The sequence below is a fragment of the Streptomyces sp. NPDC025618 genome (genome assembly GCF_055558795.1).
This window is the reverse complement of record NZ_JBVHLW010000001.1, coordinates 75,301-93,372: the sequence shown is the minus strand read 5'-3', so window position 1 is coordinate 93,372 and position 18,072 is coordinate 75,301. Positions and strand designations below refer to the sequence as shown.

14 protein-coding genes are annotated in these 18,072 nt (G+C 70.8%); 4 read left to right on the top strand and 10 right to left on the bottom strand.

Annotated features, from left to right (window positions below; genetic code table 11):
* Positions 1-46 precede the first annotated feature (46 nt).
* From ACZ4A5_RS00405 to ACZ4A5_RS00370, 8 genes are all read right to left on the bottom strand, one after another.
* Positions 47-763 carry an ABC transporter ATP-binding protein gene (locus tag ACZ4A5_RS00405; protein WP_467576461.1) on the bottom strand — a complete coding sequence of 239 codons (717 nt, stop codon included), beginning with the start codon at positions 761-763 and terminating at the stop codon, positions 47-49.
* Complete coding sequence (locus ACZ4A5_RS00400; RefSeq protein WP_467576458.1) at positions 760-1,620, bottom strand: ABC transporter ATP-binding protein; 861 nt, start codon at positions 1,618-1,620, stop codon at positions 760-762. The genes ACZ4A5_RS00405 and ACZ4A5_RS00400 overlap by 4 nt, the downstream gene beginning before the upstream one ends.
* Positions 1,621-1,625: 5 nt before the next feature.
* Positions 1,626-3,437, bottom strand: coding sequence for a branched-chain amino acid ABC transporter permease (locus tag ACZ4A5_RS00395; protein WP_467577225.1), 1,812 nt, complete (start codon positions 3,435-3,437; stop codon positions 1,626-1,628).
* A 5-nt stretch (positions 3,438-3,442) separates the two neighbouring features.
* The gene (locus tag ACZ4A5_RS00390) at positions 3,443-4,375 is read right to left on the bottom strand and encodes a branched-chain amino acid ABC transporter permease (protein ID WP_398867172.1); all 933 of its coding nucleotides are present in this window, start codon (positions 4,373-4,375) and stop codon (positions 3,443-3,445) included.
* Positions 4,376-4,470: 95 nt separating this feature from the next.
* Positions 4,471-5,706 (bottom strand): branched-chain amino acid ABC transporter substrate-binding protein, encoded by a 1,236-nt coding sequence (locus ACZ4A5_RS00385; protein ID WP_467576455.1) that lies wholly within the window; start codon positions 5,704-5,706, stop codon positions 4,471-4,473.
* 398 nt (positions 5,707-6,104) lie between these two features.
* Positions 6,105-6,503 (bottom strand): hypothetical protein, encoded by a 399-nt coding sequence (locus ACZ4A5_RS00380; RefSeq protein WP_467576452.1) that lies wholly within the window; start codon positions 6,501-6,503, stop codon positions 6,105-6,107.
* 77 nt (positions 6,504-6,580) lie between these two features.
* On the bottom strand, positions 6,581-7,045 hold the full coding sequence (locus tag ACZ4A5_RS00375; RefSeq protein ID WP_467576449.1) for a PaaI family thioesterase: 465 nt from the start codon (positions 7,043-7,045) through the stop codon (positions 6,581-6,583).
* Between the two features lie 84 nt (positions 7,046-7,129).
* Positions 7,130-9,412, bottom strand: coding sequence for an FdhF/YdeP family oxidoreductase (locus ACZ4A5_RS00370; RefSeq protein ID WP_467576446.1), 2,283 nt, complete (start codon positions 9,410-9,412; stop codon positions 7,130-7,132).
* Positions 9,413-9,608: 196 nt separating this feature from the next.
* Between ACZ4A5_RS00370 and polA the strand changes: the two genes are divergently transcribed.
* From polA to ACZ4A5_RS00350, 4 genes are all read left to right on the top strand, one after another.
* Complete coding sequence (gene polA, locus ACZ4A5_RS00365) at positions 9,609-12,323, top strand: DNA polymerase I (RefSeq protein ID WP_467576444.1); 2,715 nt, start codon at positions 9,609-9,611, stop codon at positions 12,321-12,323.
* Positions 12,324-12,712: 389 nt separating this feature from the next.
* Positions 12,713-12,847: an SPW_0924 family protein gene (locus ACZ4A5_RS00360; protein ID WP_467576440.1), complete on the top strand. Its 135-nt coding sequence runs from the start codon at positions 12,713-12,715 to the stop codon at positions 12,845-12,847.
* A 13-nt stretch (positions 12,848-12,860) separates the two neighbouring features.
* Positions 12,861-13,901, top strand: a complete 1,041-nt coding sequence (gene pgfA, locus ACZ4A5_RS00355; protein ID WP_467576437.1) for a cell envelope lipid trafficking protein PgfA — start codon at positions 12,861-12,863, stop codon at positions 13,899-13,901.
* A gap of 16 nt (positions 13,902-13,917) precedes the next feature.
* A complete protein-coding gene (locus tag ACZ4A5_RS00350) occupies positions 13,918-14,109 on the top strand; it encodes a hypothetical protein (protein WP_398867164.1) in 192 nt (63 codons plus the stop codon).
* Between the two features lie 114 nt (positions 14,110-14,223).
* On the opposite strand, the gene hrpB is transcribed toward ACZ4A5_RS00350, so the two are convergent.
* Entirely contained in the window at positions 14,224-16,749 is a 2,526-nt protein-coding gene (gene hrpB / locus ACZ4A5_RS00345) for an ATP-dependent helicase HrpB (RefSeq protein WP_467576434.1), read from the bottom strand.
* Positions 16,750-16,846: 97 nt separating this feature from the next.
* Positions 16,847-17,650: a class I SAM-dependent methyltransferase gene (locus tag ACZ4A5_RS00340; RefSeq protein WP_467576432.1), complete on the bottom strand. Its 804-nt coding sequence runs from the start codon at positions 17,648-17,650 to the stop codon at positions 16,847-16,849.
* Positions 17,651-18,072 lie beyond the last annotated feature (422 nt).

The following is an 18,072-nucleotide window of genomic DNA, read 5'->3' as shown; positions in this document are numbered from 1 at the left end:
GGAAAGGGCTCGCGCCATGGAATGGTGCGGGCCCTTTCCCTATGTCTCAGTCCTCCCCGAGATACGCCTTTCGCACCGATTCGTCGTGCAGAAGATCCGCACCCGACCCCGAAAGGGAAATCTTTCCTATTTCCATGACGTGGCCTTGGTCGGCGAGTGACAGCGCCGCCTGTGCGTTCTGTTCGACGAGCAGGATCGTGGTGCCGGTGCCCTTGAGTTCGGCGATGGTCTCCATGATCTTCTGCATCATGATCGGGGAGAGTCCCATGGAGGGTTCGTCGAGCATGAGGAGCTTGGGGCGGGACATCAGGGCCCTGCCCATGGCGAGCATCTGCTGTTCGCCGCCGGAGAGGGTGCCGGCGGCCTGCTTCGATCGTTCGCCAAGGATCGGGAAGAGCTCGTAGGCGCGCTGGATGTCCTGCTGGATGCCGTGGGTGTCCTTGCGGAGGAACGCTCCGAGCTGGAGGTTCTCGGCGATGGTGAGGCGGGGGAAGATGTGGCGGCCTTCGGGGGAGTGGGCGAGGCCGAGGGCGACGATCTCGTGGGCGGGGGTGCCGACGATGTCGCGGCCGTCGAAGCGGACAGTGCCGCCGAGTGGCTTGATGAGGCCGGAGAGGGTGCGGAGCGTGGTGGTCTTCCCGGCGCCGTTGGTGCCGATGAGGGTGACGATCCGGCCGGTCTCGACGGTGAAGGTGATTCCTTTGACGGCTTCGATCTTGCCGTAGGCGACGCGGAGGTCCTCGACCTCCAGGAGGGCGGTCATCGGTCCTCCTCCGCGTGGGCGGCTTCCGCTTCCGCTTCCGCGGCTTCGACTTCGGCGACTTCCTCCTGGCCGGGGGCGCCTTCGAAGGGTGTGCCGAGATAGGCGGCGATGACGCGTTCGTCGGCCTGGACGGTGTCCGAGGTGCCTTCGACGAGTTTTTCGCCCTGGACGAGGACGGCGACGCGGTCGCAGAGATTGAAGATGAAGCGCATGTCGTGCTCGATGACGAGGACGGCGGTGCCCTGTGCGCGGATGGCGCGGACGAGTGTTTCGGTGGCGCGGGTTTCCTGGGGGTTCATTCCGGCGGTGGGTTCGTCGAGCAGGAGGAGTCCGGGGTCGCTGGCGAGCGCGCGGGCGATTTCGAGCTTGCGCTGTTCGCCGTAGGGGAGATTGCGGGCGAGGTGGTCGGCTTTGTGCGTGAGGCCGGTGAAGTCGAGTAATTCCATGGCCCGTTGGGTGGATGCGGCTTCCGCGCGGTGGAAGCGCGGGCCGCGGAGGAGGGCGGCGAAGAGTCCTTCTTTGGTGCGGGTATGGCGGCCGACGAGGACGTTTTCCAGGACGGTCATATTGGCGAAGAGCCGGATGTTCTGGAAGGTGCGGGCGACGCCGGCTCGGGTGACGAGGTGGGGTTTGGGCGGGAGGGCGGTGTCGCGGTAGGTGACGGTGCCTTCGGTGGGGCGGTAAAGGCCGGTGAGGCAGTTGAAGAAGGTGGTTTTTCCGGCGCCGTTGGGGCCGATGAGGCCGACGATCTCGTGCTCGTGGACGGTGAGGTCGACGGTGCGTACGGCGGTGAGCCCGCCGAAGCGCATGGTGACGCCGGTGGCGGTGAGGACGGGGGCGTCGTGGGTGGTGTTCATGGTGGTTACGCCTCCGCCTTGGTGATGCCGAGGGTTCCGGTGGCGTCCTCGTGGTATTCGAGTTGTTGCCTGCGGTTGGGGATGAGTCCTTCGGGCCGGAAGCGCATGAGGAGGATGAGGGCGAGGCCGAAGGCGAGGAGTTGGTAGTCGTGGAGGAATTGGAGTTTGGCGGGGATGAGATAGAGGAGGGCCGCGCCGAGGAGGGGGCCGCGGATGGTGCCCATGCCGCCGAGGATGACGGCGGCGAGGAGGAATGCGGAGTTGGGGGGCACGGGGCCGGCGAAGACGTATTGCTCGGGCACGACGGTGTAGGCGACGTGGGCCTGTACGGTGCCGGCGAGTCCGGCGAGGGTGGCGCCGAGGGCGAAGGCGAGGAGTTTTAGCCGGAAGCTGTTGATGCCCATGGCTTTGGCCGCGGTCTCGTCCTCGCGGATGGCGATCCAGGCGCGGCCGATGCGGGAGTTGCCGGCTCGGCTGAAGACGAGGACGACAAGGATCGTGATGAGGAGCATGAGGAGGTAGTAGTTGGCGAAGGGGTTGAGGGTGATGTTGCCGAGGGTGTGGGTGGAGCCGAAGTTGTAGCCGAAGAACTTGAGGTCGGGGATGTTGGGGATGCCGTTGGGGCCGTTGGTGAGGGAGGGGCCGGATTCGCCGTTGAGGTTGCCGACGGTGATGCGGAAGATCTCGCCGAAGCCGAGGGTGACGATGGCGAGGTAGTCGCCGCGGAGGCGGAGGGTGGGGGCGCCGATGACGATGCCGAAGGCGAGTGAGGCGGCGGCGCCGGTGAGGACGGCGGCCCAGAAGGGGAAGTGGACGCCGAGGGTGGAGGCGGTGGAGCCGGAGACGAGGGCCGCGGTGTAGGCGCCGACGCCGAGGAAGGCGACGTAGCCGAGGTCGAGGAGGCCGGCGAGGCCGACGACGACGTTGAGGCCGAGGGCGACGGTCGAGAAGATCAGGATGTTGACGGCGATCAGGGTGTATTGGTCGGTGGACTGGGTGAGGGGGAAGAGGGCGGCGGCGACGAAGGCGGCCGTGATGGTGATGTTGCGGTGTTTGTCGGTGAGTTCGGTGAGCCTGGTGACGAGTCCGGCTTTGCGGAGGGCGAGGGTGGCGAAGGCGGTGAGGATGAGGAAGCCGGTGAAGAGTTCGCCGTAGCCGGTGCCGATGCCGTAGGTCACGAGGTAGAGGGCGATGCCGAAGGCGGCGGCGATGATGAGGATTTCGGCCCAGGCGGGGAGTGGTCGGGCGGTGGGGAGGGGCCGGCTGGTGCGGCCGGGGCGGATGGTGCGCAGGGTGCCGCGGAGTGCGGTGGCCAGGGGGCGGGGCAGCGTGGCGAGGGGGCTGTCGGGCGGGTAGGAGGCGGTGGTGCGGCGGTCGATGGGGAGGCCGAGGGCGCCGGTGAGGGTGAGCAGGGTGGCGAGTGCGGCGACGTAGCCGCCGGGTTCGAGGTTGGCGAGTCCGCCGAGTTGTACGGCGATGGCGGCGAGGGTGTACCAGGTGGTGGCGAGGGTGCCGGCGGCGAGGTAGGTGGTGGCGTCGTGGCGTCGGGTGGGGTTGAGCCAGCGGAGTCCGGGGGTGGGCCAGGTGGCGAGGGTGAGGGCGAGGGTGAGGAGGGCGCCGGTGAGGGTGAGGAGTTGGAGCCCGCCGGGGTAGCCGGTGACGGTGAGGTTGCCGGGGAAGGCGGTGGTCCAGGTCCAGGAGAGGAAGGTGGAGGCGGTGGTGAGGAGGGCGCCGGTGGTGGTGAGGGTGCGGGCGGCGGTGAGGGGGAGGGGGATGACGGGGGTGGTTTCGATGGTGGTGGGGTTGGCTGGGGTCATGGTGGTCACGCCCGATCCGCGACGCGTTCGCCGAGCAGTCCTTGGGGCCTGATCAGCAGGACGAGGATGAGGAGGACGAAGGCCCAGACGTCCTTCCAGCCGCCGCCTCCGAGTTGGTGCATGCCGGGGATGTTCTGGATGTAGGTGGTGGAGGCGGCTTCGGCGATGCCGAGGACGACGCCGCCGAGCATGGCGCCGTAGATGTTGCCGATGCCGCCGAGTACGGCGGCGGTGAAGGCTTTGAGGCCGAGGATGAAGCCCATTTCGAAGTTGATCTGGCCGGCGCGGAGTCCTTGGGCGACTGCGGCGACGGCGGCGAAGGCGCCGCCGATGGCGAAGGCGAGGACGATGATGCGGTCGGTGTTGATGCCCATGAGTTTTGCGGTGTCGGGGTCCTGGGCGGTGGCTTGCATGGCGCGGCCGGTGCGGCTTTTGGCGACGAAGAGGCCGAGGGCGAGCATGCACAGGGGTGCGGCGATGAGGACGAAGAGGTCGTCGCGCTGGATGTGGATGTTGCTCGCGAGTTCGAAGGCGTCGCCTTGGAATTGGGGGAAGGGGCGGGATTTCTTGGCGTCGGGGTAGAAGGCCCAGACGGTTTGCTGGAGGGCTATGGAGAGGCCGATGGCGGTGATGAGGGGGGCGAGGCGGGGGGCGTTGCGGAGGGGGCGGTAGGCGAAGCGTTCGGCGGCGGTGGCGATGGCGACGGAGGCTGTGGCGCCGCCGATGAGCATGAGGGGGAGGGCGGTGGCGAGGGTGGTGCCGGCGGGTAGCCAGAGGTGGATGGTGAGGGCGCCGAATGCGCCGATCATGACGATCTCGCCGTGGGCGAAGTTGATGAGCTGGACGATGCCGTAGACCATGGTGTACCCGATGGCGATGAGGCCGTAGAGGGCACCGAGGGCGAGTCCGCTGACCAGCGTTTGCGGCAGTTGGTGCACCGCGGGCCTCCGATGTGGGTGTCGGATGTGGGTCCGCGCGAGGGCGTGGTGGTGGCGTCCTCGCGCGGTGGGGTGGGTGGCCTTGGGTGTGGGGGTCAGTCTTTGAAGGTGGCGCTCTTGATGGAGTGCCAGGTGTTGCCCTGGACCTGGTAGACGGTGAGTTGTTTGTTGGTGGTGTCGCCGAATTCGTCGAAGGAGACCTTGCCGGTGACTCCGTCGAAGGAGATCTTGCTCATGGCTTCGGTGACTTTGTCGCGGGCGTTGCCGGGGAGTTTGCCGTTGTTGTCTTCGACGGTTTTTTTGACGGCTTGGACGATGGCCCAGGCGGCGTCGTAGGAGTAGCCGCCGTATGCGGCGTAGGGGTCTTTGTAGCCGGCGTTGGCGTAGTTTTTGACGAAGGTTTTGGCGGAGTCGAGCTGGTCGACGGGGTAGCCGACGGAGGTGCCGAGGTCGCCGTCGTTGCTTTCGCTGGAGGCGGTGATGAAGGCGGGGTCGTAGATGCCGTCGCCGCCCATGAGGGGGATGTGGGCGCCGGCTTTTTTGACCTGGTCGGAGAGGAGGCCGCCTTCGGGGTACTGGCCGCCGAAGTAGACGATGTCGGCGCCGGAGTCCTTGATTTTGTTGGCGACGCTGGAGAAGTCGGTTTCCTTGACGGTGATGTGGTCGGTGCCGACGACCTGGCCGCCGAGGTGTTTGAATTCTTGGGCGAAGATGGAGGAGAGGCCGACGCCGTAGGTCTGTTTGTCGTCGACGACGAAGGCTTTGGTTTTCTTGGCGTCGTTGTGGGCGTATTGGGCGGCGAAGCGGCCTTGGATGATGTCGGTGGTGGCGGTGCGGAAGTAGGTTTTGAAGGGGCGGGTTTTCTGGCCTTTGAGCCAGTTGGGGCCTTGGCTGAGCTCGGGGCTGGTGTTGGCGGGTGAGACCTGGGTGAGGCCGGCGCGGGCGAAGACGCCTTGCATGGACTGGCTGACGCCGGAGTTGAGGGGGCCGACGACGCCGAGGACGTTCTTGTCGGCGACGAGTGTGGTGGCGTTCTGCTGGCCGGAGGCGGGGACGGCCTGGTCGTCGAGGGGTTCGGTCTTGAAGGTGATGCCTTTGACTTCTTTGTTGTCGTTGGCGGTGCGGGCGGCGAGGTCGACGGAGTTCTTGATGCCTTGACCGAGGGCGGAGAGTGATCCGGTGAGTGGGGCGTCGATGCCTATGACGACGGTGGTGTTGGTGCCGTTGTCGTGGTCGGTGCCGCTTTTGTCGTCGCGGGATCCGCATGCGCTGAGGGTGAGGGCGCCGGTGGCGATGGCGGTGGTGAGGACGAGGAGGGAGCGGTGTCGCAAGGTGGGGTCCTTTCCCTGGCGCGGCTGCCTCTGCTGAGGTGCCGTGTCTCCCGCCGGGCGGGGTGGGAAGGTGTGGGTTCGGGTCGTGCGGCGCCCGGGGGTGGTGACTGGCCGTGACTCTAGGGGTGTGCGGCGGCGGGTGGCAGAGGTGCTGGCCATGATGTGACTGTCTTGTTATGACGCAGGTCACTTGGGGGCGTTGCTGTAGCAGTATTGAGCGGACAGTCTTCGCCTTTGGGGTGAATGGCGTCATCCAGATAGTGCGAAGGTGCAGTTCTGCTAATGCGTCGGTGACGTGGCGGGGCCTGGCGTGTGTGCTGTCGGCGGAGGGCGTCGCGGGCGGTGCGGCGGGGGGAGTGGATCTCCGTGGTGCCGTGCGGGGTGAGCGTCACGCAGCGTTATGTGGGCGGGGGTCGCCAGTTCTCGGAGCTGTGGGTGGCGCCGTCGGCCGCGGCGCAGCGCTGCTGTGCCTGACGCGCTATCAGTTTCCGGGCGGCGTCGGTGCCGTGCCGCTGTTGTTCGGTGCGGGCGGCCCGGACGATGTCGTCGTAGATGACGTACTGGTCGTTGGACAGGCCCTTTTGTTCCCAGTCGAGTCCGGCCCAGTGGCCGCCGGTGAGGTCCTGGCCGGCCCAGTAGGTGATGAGCTTGACGCACACCTGGACGGGTGGGTCGGTGTGGTCGGCGGCGCCCTCGCCGTGGGTGTCGGAGCAGCCGGTGGCGAGGGCGGTGGTGAGCAGCAGGGCGCCGAGTGCGGTGGGCAGCCGTCGGGGTGTGCGGTGGGTGGGGTCCCTCATGGCCGAAAGGTAGGGCGGGTCGGCGGGGTGAGGAAGGGGTGTGCGGGTGGTGGCGGGTGCGGAGGTGTGGGGTCCGGTCAGGCGGTGGTGTCCGCCGGGCGGAGGAGGCAGGTGAGGCGGGCGGTGCAGACGCGCTTGTCGTGGTCGTCGGTGATGACGATTTCGTAGGTGGCGGTGGTGCGGCCGCGGTGGACGGGGGTGGCGACGGCGGTGATCAGGCCGGAGCGTACGCCGCGGTGGTGGGTGCAGTTGAGGTCGACGCCGACGGCGATCTTGCCGGGGCCGCCGTGGAGCATGGCGCCGACGGAGCCGAGGGTTTCGGCGAGTACGGCGGAGGCGCCGCCGTGGAGGAGGCCGTAGGGCTGGGTGTTGCCCTCGACGGGGAGGGTGCCGACGACGCGGTCGGGGGAGGCTTCGCGGACCTGGAGGCCCATGCGGTTGCCGAGGTGGCCGGCGGAGAAGAGGGCGTGCAGGTCGTGTCCGCTGCCGGCCCATTCGTCGAGGACCTGCTGCGGGAACGTGGTCTGGCTCTGCTCGCCCATGGGTCCGGCTCCGTTCGTCCTTGGTCGTTGCGTGGTGAACGTCTTATCAGGTGGGTGGGGTGGGTGCGGGGGCCGGGTGGGTGATCAGGCCGGAAGGGCGGGTTCCACCCTGATGACCAGGGACTTGCTGGCGGGGGTGTTGCTGGTGTCGGCGGTGTGGTCGAGGGGGACGAGGACGTTGGTCTCGGGGTAGTAGGCGGCGGCGCAGCCGCGGGCGGTGGGGTAGTGGACGACGCGGAAGCCGGGTGCGCGGCGTTCGCTGCCGTCGGTCCATTCGCTGACGAGGTCGGCGTAGGTGCCGTCGGCGAGGTCGAGTTCGGCCGCGTCGTCGGGGTTGACGAGGATGACGCGGCGGCCGTTCTTGATGCCGCGGTAGCGGTCGTCGAGGCCGTAGATGGTGGTGTTGTACTGGTCGTGGGAGCGCAGGGTCTGCAGGAGCAGGCGGCCTTGGGGCGCGCGGGGGTATTCGATGTCGGCGGCGGTGAAGTTGGCCTTGCCGGTGGTGGTGGGGAAGCGGCGTTCGTCGCGGGGTGCGTGGGGGAGGGTGAAGCCGCCGGGGCGGGCGACGCGGGCGTTGAAGTCCTCGAAGCCGGGGATGACGCGGGCGATGCGGTCGCGGATGGTGCCGTAGTCCTTCTCGAAGTCCTCCCAGGGGGTGGTGCTCCGGGGGCCGAGGGTGCGGCGGGCGAGGCGGCAGACGATGGCTGTCTCGGAGAGCAGCTGGGGGCCGGCGGGGCGGAGGCGGCCGCGGGAGGCGTGGACCATGCCCATGGAGTCCTCGACGGTGACGAACTGGTCGCCGCCGGCCTGGTGGTCGCGCTCGGTGCGGCCGAGGGTGGGGAGGATCAGGGCGCGGGCGCCGGTGACCACGTGGGAGCGGTTGAGCTTGGTGGAGACGTGGACGGTGAGGCGGGCGCGGCGTACGGCGGCTTCGGTGACGTCGGTGTCGGGGGTGGCGGAGACGAAGTTGCCGCCCATGGCGAGGAAGACCTTGGCCTGCCCGTCGCGGAGGGCGCGGATGGCGCGGACGACGTCGAGGCCGTGTTCGCGGGGCGGGGTGAAGCCGAATTCCTTCTCGAGGGCGTCGAGGAAGGCGGGTGCGGGGCGTTCGAAGATGCCCATGGTGCGGTCGCCCTGGACGTTGCTGTGGCCGCGGACGGGGCAGACGCCGGCGCCGGGGCGGCCGATGTTGCCGCGGAGGAGGAGGAAGTTGACGACTTCGCGGATGGTGGGGACGGCGTGCTTGTGCTGGGTGAGGCCCATGGCCCAGCAGACGATGGTGCGGCGGGAGGCGAGGATCATTTCGAGGGCGCGCTCGATCTCCTCGCGGCGCAGGCCGGTGGCGCGCAGCGTCTCGTCCCAGTCGGCGGCGCGCGCGGTGCGCGCGAATTCCTCGAAGCCGTGGGTGTGTTCGGCGATGAAGTCGGTGTCGAGGGCGCCTTCGGTTTCGAGGATCAGGCGGTTGAGGGTGCGGAAGAGCGCCTGGTCGCCGCCGAGGCGGATCTGGAGGAAGAGGTCGGTGAGGGGGGTGCCGACGCCGCTGATCCCGCGGGCGTTCTGGGGGTTCTTGAAGCGTTCCATGCCCGCTTCGGGGAGCGGGTTGACCGTGATGATCTTCGCGCCGCCGGCCTTGGCCTTTTCGAGGGCGCTGAGCATGCGGGGGTGGTTGGTGCCGGGGTTCTGTCCGGCGACGATGATCAGGTCGGCCTGGTGGAGGTCTTCGAGGAGGACGCTGCCCTTGCCGACGCCGATGGTCTCCGAGAGTGCGGAGCCGGAGGACTCGTGGCACATGTTGGAGCAGTCGGGGAGGTTGTTGGTGCCGAATTCGCGGGCGAAGAGCTGGTAGAGGAAGGCTGCTTCGTTGCTGGTGCGGCCGGAGGTGTAGAAGACGGCTTCGTCGGGGGAGGCGAGGGCGTCGAGTTCTTCGGCGATGATGTCGAAGGCGCGGTCCCAGCTGACCGGTTCGTAGTGGTCGGCGCCTTCGGCGAGGTGCATGGGCTGGGTGAGGCGGCCCTGCTGGCCGAGCCAGTAGCCGCTGCGGCCGGCGAGGTCGCTGACGGGGTGGGCGGCGAAGAATTCGGGGGTGACGCGGCGGAGGGTGGCTTCCTCGGCGACGGCCTTGGCGCCGTTCTCGCAGAATTCGGCGGCGTGCCGCTTCTCGCCCTCGGGCCAGGCGCAGCCGGGGCAGTCGAAGCCGTCCTTCTGGTTGACCTTGAGCAGGGTGAGGGCGGTGCGCTTGAGGCCCATCTGCTGCTGGGCCATGCGCAGGGAGTGGGCGACGGCGGGGAGGCCGGCGGCGGCGTGCTGCGGGGCGGCGACTTCGGGTGCGTCCTGGACCGGATCGCTGGTCGGCGGCTTGCCTGCCATCTCGCTCTCCCTTGAGCGGTCGGTGGTCGCGGATCCGTGCGTGGGTGTGGTCCGCGGATGTCCGTACGTGCTGATCCTGTCACGGGGCACTGACAGGGGTGTCGTCGAGGCGGGCGGGAGGTGCGTGTGGCCGGGATTGTCAGTGGTCCGTGGCAGGATCGGGGGCGTGGCAGCAAAGGCGACGAAGGCAGCGAAGATGAGCGCAGTGACCGGGTCCGAGGCGGCGGGGGGAGACCGGCCCCGTCTGCTCCTGATGGACGGGCACTCCATGGCGTACAGGGCGTTCTTCGCGCTGCCCGCGGAGAACTTCACCACGGCGGGTGGCCAGCCGACGAACGCGGTGTACGGCTTCGCGTCGATGCTGGCGAACACCCTGCGTGATGAGCGACCCACGCACTTCGCGGTGGCGTTCGACGTGTCCCGCAAGACGTGGCGCTCGGCGGAGTTCCCGGAGTACAAGGCGACGCGTTCGAAGACGCCGGACGAGTTCAAGGGGCAGGTCGAGCTGATCGGCGAGCTGCTGGACGCGATGCGGGTGCCGCGGTTCGCGGTGGACGGCTTCGAGGCCGACGATGTGATCGCGACGCTGGCGACGCAGGCGGAGGCGGAGGGTTTCCACGTCTCGATCGTCACGGGTGACCGTGACTCCTTCCAGCTGGTGTCCGACGATGTCACGGTGCTGTATCCGACGAAGGGCGTGTCGGAGCTGACGCGCTTCACGCCGGAGAAGGTGCAGGAGAAGTACGGCCTGAGCCCGTCGCAGTATCCGGACTTCGCGGCGCTGCGCGGTGACCCGTCGGACAATCTGCCGGGCATCCCGGGTGTGGGTGAGAAGACGGCCACGAAGTGGATCACCCAGTTCGGTTCGTTCGCGGAGCTGGTGGAGCGGGTCGAGGAGGTCAAGGGCAAGGCCGGGCAGAATCTCCGTGATCACCTGGAGTCGGTCAAGCTCAACCGCCGTCTCACCGAGATGGTGCGCGATGTGGCCCTGCCGGTGGGTCCGGAGGGGCTGGTGCGCGCGGCGTACGACCGCACGGCGCTGATCGCGTTCCTGGAGGGTCTGGAGATCCGTAACCAGGGTCTGCGGGACCGGCTGCTGGCGGCCGACCCGGGGGCGGAGGCCGAGGAGGAGGCGCCGCCGGCCGCCGGTGCCGAGGTCGACGGTGTGGTGCTGGCGACGGGCGGGCTCGCTCCGTGGCTGGCCGAGCACGGCTTCGGTCCGCTGGGTCTGGAGATGGTCGACTCCTGGTCGCAGGGCAGCGGCCGGGTGGCCGAGATCGCTCTGGCGTCGGGTGAGGGGCCCGCGGTCTGGTTCGATCCGGCGGAGCTGGACGAGGCGGACGAGCGGGCGTTCGCCGCGTGGAGCGCGGACGCGGCGCGGCCGAAGGTGATGCACGACGCGAAGGCCGCGATGCGGGTCTTCGCCGAGCACGGCTGGTCGGTCGCCGGAGTGGAGATGGACACGGCGCTGGCCGCTTATCTGGTCAAGCCCGGCCGCCGTTCGTTCGCCCTGGACGCGCTGTCGGTGGAGTATCTGGGCCGTGAGCTGGCCACGGCCGCCGCGGGCGACGGGCAGCTGGCGTTCGGCGCGGACGAGCAGGCCGAGGCGGACGCCCTGATGGGCCGGGCGCGTACGGTCCTGGATCTGGGTGCCGCCTTCACGGGCCGGCTGAAGGACGTGGGCGCGGCGGAGCTCCTCACCAATGTGGAGCTGCCGACGAGCGCGCTGCTGGCGCGCCTGGAGCGGGCGGGCATCGCGGCGGACCGCGGCTGGCTGGAGCGGATGGAGCAGCAGTTCGCGGCGGCGGTGCAGCAGGCGGTCACGGAGGCGCACGCGGCGGCGGGCCACGAGTTCAACCTGGGCTCGCCCAAGCAGCTCCAGGAGGTCCTCTTCGGTGAGCTGGGCCTGCCGCGGACGAAGAAGACCAAGACGGGGTACACCACGGACGCCGACGCCCTGGCCTGGCTCGCGGCGCAGACGGAGAACGAACTGCCGGTGATCATGCTCCGGCACCGTGAGCAGTCCAAGCTGCGTTCCACGGTGGAGGGGCTGATCAAGGCCATCGCTCCCGACGGGCGGATCCACACCACGTTCAACCAGACGGTGGCCGCCACCGGCCGGCTGTCGTCCACGGACCCGAATCTGCAGAACATCCCGGTGCGTACGGACGAGGGCCGTGCCATCCGGCGGGGCTTCGTCGTCGGCGAGGGCTTCGAGACCCTGATGACCGCGGACTACAGCCAGATCGAGCTGCGCGTGATGGCCCATCTCTCCGAGGACGAGGGCCTGATCGAGGCGTTCGCGTCGGGCGAGGATCTGCACACCACGGTCGCCTCCCAGGTCTTCGGCGTGGCCAAGGCCGACGTCGATCCGGAGATGCGCCGGAAGATCAAGGCGATGTCGTACGGCCTGGCCTACGGCCTGTCGGCGTTCGGTCTCTCGCAGCAGCTCAACATCGCCCCGGACGAGGCGCGCCGGCTGATGGACACCTTCTTCGAGCGGTTCGGAGGGGTGCGCGACTATCTGCAGCGGGTGGTCGAGGAGGCGCGGGCGACGGGCTACACCGAGACGATGCTCGGCCGCCGCCGCTATCTGCCGGACCTCAACAGCGACAACCGCCAGCGCCGTGAGATGGCGGAGCGGATGGCGCTGAACGCGCCGATCCAGGGCACGGCCGCCGACATCGTGAAGATCGCGATGCTGCGGGTGGGGCAGGCGCTGGAGGCCGAGGAGCTCACGTCCCGGATGCTGCTCCAGGTGCACGACGAAATCGTGCTGGAGATCGCCCCGGGCGAGCGCGACGCGGTGGAGGCGCTGGTGCGCCGCGAGATGGCCGGGGCGGTGGAACTGCGCGCTCCGCTGGATGTGTCGGTCGGCGTGGGCGGGGACTGGGAGTCGGCGGCGCACTAGCCGTTTCCCCGCGGGCGTCGCGGGCCGGGTGCGGGCGGTTTCGGCTGCCCGCACCCGGCCGCTGCCGCTGTGCGCACCAGCCGCTGCCGCTGCGCGCACCACCGCTGCGCGGCGGTGTCCTCAAGCGCCGGACGGGCTGATGTGGCTGATGTGGGTGCGTATCCAGCCCGCGTCGGCAACGACGGGCCTGCCCGGCAACGATGCCCCTTGTCCGGCAGCCACAAGTCCGTCCGGCAGCCGCAAGCCCGTCCTGCGAGGGCGCGCCCGGAGGGCGCTGCGGCAGGGCGCTCCCGGTTTCTCCAGCCGCCCAATCCCCTTGGTTTATGCGGCCCCTGTTGCTAGCGTGCCCCACTCCTGACGGTCCATCAGCTGTCCTGGGAGGCGGACGTATGCGCGCACTGGCCGCCGTGGTCATCGGAGTGGCCGCCGCCCTCGCCCTCGTCCTCGCGGTGACCGCGATCGGGCCGCCGGGCGGGCGGACGTCGCCGAAGCCGCTCCTGACCACCGTCCCCGCACACCCCTGAGCGGGGGCCCGCCGTGCGCCGCCGAGCCGGTCTCGTCCTCCTCGCCCTCGCGGTCTTCTTCGCCACCCTGTCGCCGCTGCTGCGCTGGTACGCCTTCCCCCGGCTGGCCAAGGTCCCCGCGGGCCGCTACCAGACCGTCGTCCTGGAGGCGAAGGACGCGACCCTCATCGACTACAGCACCCTGGAGCCGAAGAAGGTCTCCCGGATCACCATGACCGAGACCCTCAAGGGCAATGTGGAGCAGGCCCGTAAGGTCAAGGACGAGACGGGCCGGGACGTCGTCGTCTGGGACACCCTCACCTATGTCGCCGGGCCCGACGGCGCGATGGTCTCGAAGATCCCCGAGCGCTACGTCTTCGACGCGCACAGCCAGGAGCCCGTCCACGCGGGCGGCGAGAACGTCGACGGCACACCGGTGCGCCGCGACGGCATCGAGTTCAAGTGGCCCTTCCTCGCGCAGAAGCGCGACTACCGGTACTTCGACATGCAGACCCGCGCCTCCGCGCCCATCCACTACGGGGGGACCCGGCGCTTCCACGGCCTGAGCGTCTACTACTTCGAGCAGACGATCCCCTGGACCCGCGTCCCCGTGCCCCGGGCGCTGCCCCTGGGCCTCACCCCCGAAGCCATCCGGCAGATCGGACTGGAGCGCTGGTACACCACCAAGCGCATGTTCTGGGTCGATCCCACGACCGGCGCGCCCGTCAACGGCGAGGAGGAGCACCGGGAGGAGATGCGCTGGATCGGGCACCCCGAGAAGAAGCCGGTCCCCGCCTTCTCCGGGGACGTGCGGATGCGGCCGGACTACGTCGACGCGACCGTCGCCCTCGTCACCTCGCAGCGCCGCCTGGTGCTGCTGCTCACCAGCTGGCTCCCCTGGGGGTTCCTCGGCCTGGGCGGGGCGCTGCTGGGACTCGCGCTGCTGCTGGAGGCCCGCTCCCGCCGGACACCGTCCGCCGCGACTACCACCGCGGGAGATCAGCGTGCGCTTGTTCCGGAAATGTCACACGATGGAGGGAAACCCCAACAGCCGCCCCCTGCGGGGAGCAGCTGAACAGAGGAGGTCCACCGTGAAGGAGAGCTCCGAGGACGCGTCCACCACGTCCCGGCCCGTGCGGCTGTACACCGGCGGTGAGCGGCCGTTCGACCCCGAGGACCTGGTCATGGCGTCGGGCCGGGATGTGACGCCCGAGCGGGTGGAGGCCGCGAAGCGGCTGATAGAGGAGAAGGGACAGGCCGCGGTCGAGCGGTACCTCCCCTGAAGAGATCACGACAGACCGGCGCCGCTCCCGAGGTACGGCGGGAGCGGCGCTTTCTGATGCCTGCGGGAGGCTCCTTCGTCTTCGTCGGAGTCTTTGTCCGACAGCCCCGGAGGGTCAGCGGCGGGCGTTCGTCCTGCGCGTCGGCACCGCCGTCGTCGGGTCCTCCGGCCAGGGGTGGCGGGGGTAGCGGCCGCGCAGTTCCGCCCGTACGGACCGGTAGCCGTCCTTCCAGAACGAGGCCAGGTCGGCGGTGACCGCCGCGGGCCGGCCCGCGGGGGACAGCAGGTGTACGAGTACGGGCACCCGGCCGCCCGCCACCCGTGGCGTCTCCTGCCGGCCGAAGAGCTCCTGGAGCTTGACCGCGAGCACCGGCTGCTCGCCGCCGTAGTCCACCCGGATCCGGGAACCGCTCGGCACCTCGATGCGCTCCGGGGCCAGCTCGTCCAGGCGCGCGGCGTCGCCGGACGCCCACGGCAGCAGCCGCTCCAGCGCCTTGCCCGCGTCCAGCCGCTCCAGGTCGGCGCGTCTGCGGGCGCGGTCGAGGTCCCAGCCGAGCCAGTCGTCCGGGTGCTCCAGCAGCGCCTCGTCGGACACGTCCGGCCAGGGCGCGCCCAGCTCGCGGTGGAGGAACGCCAGCCGCTGCCGGAGGCCGTCGGCCTCGGGCGTCCAGCGCAGCAGCCCCAGGCCCTCGCGCCGCAGCCCTTCGCGCAGCGCCCGGCCCACGAGCGCGGGGTCCGGGGCGGGCAGAGCGCGGCTGGTCAGCTCCACGGCGCCCAGGCGCTCGACGGAGCGGGCCACCACGTCCCGCCGCTCGTCGGACCAGCCGACCTCCTCGCCCTCGGTGAAGAGCGCTCCCGCGGCCTCCCGGGCCGTGTCCTCGTCGATCAGCGCGCCCAGGGTCACCCGCGCGGACGCGGCCGTCACGGGCCGGTCGGCCACGGCGATCGCCAGCCACTGCCCGCTGCGCAGCCGCGACCCGGCGCCCAGCTCGGCGCCCGTGCCGGACACCATGAGATAGGCGCCCTCGCCCCGGGCCCGCGCCACCCGCTCGGGGAACGCGAGCGCGGCGACGAGCCCGGCGACGGCGTCGTCGCCCATCGGCTCGTGGCCGGGCCCGCTCGGCGTGCCGCCCTGTGCGGCCTGTTCCAGGCGGCGGGCCTCCGCGCGCCAGCGGGCCGCGTACGCGTCGCCGCCGCGGCGGGCGGTGCGCCAGGCGGCCGCGAGGTCGTCGCCGTACTCGCGCGGGGGCTCCTCGCTGAGCAGGGCCACCACCTCGGCCGCCCGGCGCGTGCCCACCTCGCGCGCGCCGTCCAGCAGAGCGCGCGCCAGCCGGGGGTGGAGGCCCAGGCGGGCCATGCGGCGGCCGCGGTCCGTGGGCCTGCCGTCGGCCGTGACCGCTCCGACGGCGGTCAGTACGTCGCGCGCGGCGGCCATCGCCCCGCCCGGCGGCGGGTCGAGGAGCGCGAGGCCGGACGCGTCGGGGTCGCCCCAGCACGCCACCTGGAGGGCGAACGCCGTGAGGTCCGCGACCGTGATCTCCGCCGCCGGGAACCGCGGCAGGCGCGCGTCGTCGGCCTCCGTCCAGCAGCGGTACACCGCGCCCGGCGCCTCGCGCCCGGCCCGGCCCGCGCGCTGCCGGGCGGCGGCCCGGGAGGCCCGTACGGTCGTGAGCGCGCTCAGGCCCCGGGCGTGGTCCACGCGCGGCTCGCGCGCGAGGCCCGCGTCCACCACGACGCGTACGCCCGGCACGGTCAGGCTCGACTCGGCCACGGAGGTCGCCAGGACCACCCGGCGGGTCCCCGAGCCGCCCGCGAGCACCGCGTCCTGCACGGCGGCGGGGGCCCGCCCGTGCACCTGGAGGACCTCGGCGCCCAGCGCCTTGGCACCGCCGAGCCGTCCCGCCACCCGCGCGATCTCGCCGACACCGGGCAGGAAGCACAGCACGTCGCCCTGCCGCTCCCGCAGCGCCCGCCGCACCACGGCCGCGACGTGCTCCAGCAGCGCGGGATCCACCCGCATCCCGTGCGGCGGCCGTACGGGGCGCTCCGGCGGGGCCCACACCACCTCCACCGGGTGCGCGATCCCCTCGGCCTCGACCACGGGGGCGCCGCCCAACAGCCGGGCCCAGCCCTCGGCGTCGGTGGTCGCGGAGGCCGCGACCAGCCGCAGTTCGGGCCGGAGGGCATCCCGTACGTCCAGGAGGAACGCGGCGGCCGTGTCGGCGTCCAGGTGCCGCTCGTGGCACTCGTCGAGGATCACGGTGTCGACGCCCGCGAGTTCGGGGTCGCGCTGGAGGCGTTGCAGCAGGACGCCGGTGGTGACGACCTCGACGACGGTGCGCGGCCCGGCCCGCCGCTCGCCGCGCACGGTGAAGCCGATCCGGTCGCCGACGGCCTCGCCCAGCAGCCAGGCCATGCGGCGGGCGGCGGCCCGCGCCGCGATCCGCCGGGGCTCGGCGACGATCACGCGCCGCGGCCGCCCCTCACCCAGGAGTCCGGCGAGGGCCAGCGGGACGAGGGTCGTCTTGCCGGTGCCGGGGGGTGCGCAGAGGACGGCGACTCCGCGGTCGCCGAGGGCGCGGGTGAGGGCGGGGAGGGCGGCTTGGACGGGGAGTCGGGCGAGGGCTTCGGCGCGGATCACAGGGCCCAGTCTCGCTCAGGCCGGTGGGCGGGAATCGCCCCCGCCCCTGCTCGCGCGCCGGGGCACGGGACCCGCGCCGCCAGGACCCCCGACAGCATCAGTCCCGTTCGCAGACGAAGATCGCCGTGCCCGGGATCAGGTGGCCGCGCAGCGGGGACCAGCCGCCCCATTCCTGGGTGTTCCACGCGGGCCACTCCGGTTCCACGAGGTCGACCAGGCGGAAGCCGCCGGCGACCACGTCGCGTACGCGGTCGCCGATCGTGCGGTGGTGTTCGACGTAGACGGCCCGGCCGGATTCGTCCTGTTCCACATAGGGGGTGCGGTCGAAGTAGGAGGCGGAGACGGAGAGGCCCTCGGGGCCGGGCTCGTCCGGGAAGGCCCAGCGGAGGGGGTGGGTGACGGAGAAGACCCAGCGCCCGCCGGGCCGCAGCACCCTGCGTACCTCGCGCATCACCCGCACCGGGTCGGCGACGAAGGGCACCGCGCCGTACGCCGAGCACGCCAGGTCGAAGGAGCCGTCCGCGAAGGGCAGGGCGCCCGCGTCGGCCTCGACCAGCGGCACGCCGCCGCCGATCCGCAGGGCGTGCTGGAGCTGCCGGTGCGAGAGGTCGAGCGCCACGGGCCGCGCGCCCTGGGCCGCCAGCCAGCGCGAGCACTGCGCCGCGCCGGCGCCGATCTCCAGGATGTCGCGTCCCTTGAGCCCGTCGGCCGGCCCCAGCAGCGCGGCGTCGGCCTCGTCGAGCCCTTCCGGCCCCCAGACGAAACGGTCGTCGCCGAGGAAGGCGCCGTGCTCGCTCTGGTATTCGTCGGCGTTGCGGTCCCACCAGCCACGGCTGGCCCGGCTGCTCTCCGCCTCGCCGGTGGCCCGCCGGGTCGCTTCCGGCTCGTACTCATGGATCATTTCGACCGTCGTGCCCTCGGCAGTAGTGGTTCGGCAAGGTTTGTCGTATCTTCTATGCGCCTGCTCGGCGCCTGAGCGTAAAGCTACGGGGTGCGTCAGGTCCCTCGTGGCCTCGCGAAACAGAAGTTGTGCCCGTTATGCGGGTTTCATCCCGGGTGTGCGTCTTCGCGCATTGACCGTGCCCCGCTGCCCCCGTATGCTACAAGTTGCGCTGCGGGCCTGCGCTCCTCAGACATAGCAGGTCGCGCTCGCACTTGTTGTATGTCCCCTCGGTTGTCGAGGCGCTTTCGGTTTTCTTCGAGAGCTTCGGGAGATCCTCGGATCTTCGGAGGCCCTCGGACGGTGCGCCTCCAAGGCTGTCCGGCTTCGGCGGTGCGATACGGGTTCTCGGCGTAGCAGTACCTACGACTCACTGTCCGTAC

Bases quoted from the DNA above. Each gene is read 5' to 3' on its own strand.
- ACZ4A5_RS00405 (WP_467576461.1), bottom strand. From the start codon at position 763: ATGACCGCCCTCCTGGAGGTCGAGGACCTCCGCGTCGCCTACGGCAAG.
- ACZ4A5_RS00400 (WP_467576458.1), bottom strand. From the start codon at position 1,620: ATGAACACCACCCACGACGCCCCCGTCCTCACCGCCACCGGCGTCACC.
- ACZ4A5_RS00395 (WP_467577225.1), bottom strand. From the start codon at position 3,437: ATGACCCCAGCCAACCCCACCACCATCGAAACCACCCCCGTCATCCCC.
- ACZ4A5_RS00380 (WP_467576452.1), bottom strand. From the start codon at position 6,503: ATGAGGGACCCCACCCACCGCACACCCCGACGGCTGCCCACCGCACTC.
- ACZ4A5_RS00375 (WP_467576449.1), bottom strand. From the start codon at position 7,045: ATGGGCGAGCAGAGCCAGACCACGTTCCCGCAGCAGGTCCTCGACGAA.
- ACZ4A5_RS00370 (WP_467576446.1), bottom strand. From the start codon at position 9,412: ATGGCAGGCAAGCCGCCGACCAGCGATCCGGTCCAGGACGCACCCGAA.
- polA (WP_467576444.1), top strand. From the start codon at position 9,609: ATGAGCGCAGTGACCGGGTCCGAGGCGGCGGGGGGAGACCGGCCCCGT.
- ACZ4A5_RS00360 (WP_467576440.1), top strand. From the start codon at position 12,713: ATGCGCGCACTGGCCGCCGTGGTCATCGGAGTGGCCGCCGCCCTCGCC.
- ACZ4A5_RS00340 (WP_467576432.1), bottom strand. From the start codon at position 17,650: ATGATCCATGAGTACGAGCCGGAAGCGACCCGGCGGGCCACCGGCGAG.